The 2,060-nt window shown below is 45.2% G+C and carries 3 protein-coding genes; all 3 read left to right on the top strand.

Translation table 11 applies throughout. The features are described from left to right. The first annotated feature begins 47 nt into the window (after nt 1-47). On the top strand, nt 48-416 hold the full coding sequence (locus Q0294_RS08790) for a response regulator (protein WP_299463495.1): 369 nt from the start codon (nt 48-50) through the stop codon (nt 414-416). Further along, the gene (locus Q0294_RS08785; protein ID WP_299463492.1) at nt 413-1,459 is read left to right on the top strand and encodes a chemotaxis response regulator protein-glutamate methylesterase; all 1,047 of its coding nucleotides are present in this window, start codon (nt 413-415) and stop codon (nt 1,457-1,459) included. The genes Q0294_RS08790 and Q0294_RS08785 overlap by 4 nt, the downstream gene beginning before the upstream one ends. Beyond that, nucleotides 1,447-2,060: CheR family methyltransferase (locus Q0294_RS08780; RefSeq protein WP_299463490.1), on the top strand; the 614-nt coding region annotated here is incomplete at its 3' end. The genes Q0294_RS08785 and Q0294_RS08780, both read left to right, overlap by 13 nt.

Raw genomic sequence — 2,060 nt, 5'->3', positions numbered from 1 at the left:
CGGTTGTTTACAAAGTGATAATTTTAAATACTGGGAGACCGGTGGAAATGAAAACGATATTACTTGTTGATGATTCCCGGGCCGTTCGACTTGTCGGCCGCCGTATGATGGGAACCCTTGGGCTTAATGTCTTGGAAGCAGAAGATGGCAAGCAGGCTCTGGAAGTTGCCAGAGCAAATCTTGAGCTGGATGCTGTGTTACTGGACTGGAATATGCCGATTATGGATGGCATGCAATTCTTAACTGCATTGCGGGCTGATGATCGGCAAAAACAACCAATTGTCGTGATGTGTACAACGGAAAATGACATGCCTCAAATCGTGCAGGCCATGCAGGCTGGTGCGAATGAGTATATTATGAAACCGTTCACTGAAGACATTGTCCGCGACAAACTGGAAGAAACAGGTGTTTTGTGAGCCACTCGATCATAAAAGTTCTTTTGGTCGATGACTCTGCTGTGATCCGGGGATTAATGACTCAAGCCATCAATTTGGATGCTGGTATTAAAGTAGTCGGTTCCGCGATGCATGGTCAGACGGCACTCACTTGGCTTAAAAATAATCAGGCTGATGTGATCGTTCTTGATGTGGAAATGCCTGTCATGGATGGGATCACTTGCTTAAAGCAGCTTAAACAGGATTATCCTGATATACCGGTTATTATGGCCAGTTCTCTGACTCGTGCCGGAGCAGAAGTGACTTTGCAGGCGCTCGACCTTGGAGCTGCAGGTTGTATTCCAAAACCTATTGCTACTAATGCAGCCGAGGCGATTGCACAGGTTGCTCAAGATCTGATTCCATTAATCAAGGCATTGGCAGGTGTCGCTAAACCGGTTTCGTCGAGTCACACAGTTCTTCGAACAAAAGCAGCAGTACATCCTGCGAAAACTCCCATGATATTAGTCGTTGGATCCAGCACCGGTGGTCCGAATGCGTTAAAAACGATGTTATCGGCAATACCAAAGAATTTTACAATTCCGATCTTAATTGCACAGCACATGCCGCCTGTGTTTACGAGAACGCTGGCTGAGCATATTGAACGGGAGACAAAGCGTCCGACAGCGGAAGCCGTTGATGGCGCTCAGATAGAAAGAGGCCATATTTATATCGCCCCTGGTGATTATCATATGGTGATTGATAAACAGAATGATCGAATGGTGATCCGTTTGAATCAAAACGCTCCCGAGCATTTTTGCCGTCCTTCAGTCAATCCATTGTATGCTTCGGCAGCACAATGGTATGGCAGTTCTGTCCTGGCTGTCATGCTGACAGGAATGGGGGACGACGGGATTGAAGGAGCGAAATCGATTAGTGAGCGTAAAGGTTATATTATCGCGCAAGATGAACAGAGTAGTGTTGTTTGGGGAATGCCTGGCGCAATTGCCAATGCAGGGCTTGCCAATCAGATTTTGCCCCTCAGAAATATTGCTCCTGAATTAGCCCGGCTTTGTTCTTTATAGAAAGTGGTGATCTCGTGTCTCCAGAAGATTATAAATATATTACAAAATTTTTGTTGGATACGACAGGGCTTTCTCTCGGCGAGAATAAAGAATACTTGCTGGAAGCCCGTCTGATTCCCATCGCTCAGGCTCACGGTATGAACGGTATTCAGGATCTCGTACTGAGTTTAAGGTCCCGGCTGGATAAAAATCTCGAAAAAGAAATCATGGAAGCGATGACAACAAATGAGTCGTCCTTTTTCCGTGACAGACGTCCTTTTGACGAACTCAAAACAGCGATCTTGCCTGATATCATTGCAGATCGAAAAATGACGCAGAAATTGAGAATCTGGTGCGCTGCTTGCTCTAATGGTCAGGAACCCTACAGTATCGTGATGGTCTTGCGGGAGCATTTTCCGGAACTTGCTAACTGGAATATTCAAATTATGGCAACCGACTTGTGCACAAAAGCATTGAACCGGGCTGAAATGGGAGTTTATTCTCAGTTTGAAGTTCAACGAGGTTTACCAGTTCAACTCTTGATGAAATATTTTGAACAATGTGAACAAGGCTGGAAAATAAAAAAAGATTCAGGGGTAAGCATTCAATGGAAACACTTGAA

The sequence above is a fragment of the uncultured Gimesia sp. genome (assembly GCF_937919775.1).
Taxonomy (GTDB): domain Bacteria; phylum Planctomycetota; class Planctomycetia; order Planctomycetales; family Planctomycetaceae; genus Gimesia.
This window is presented reverse-complemented; position numbering and strand designations above follow the sequence as displayed.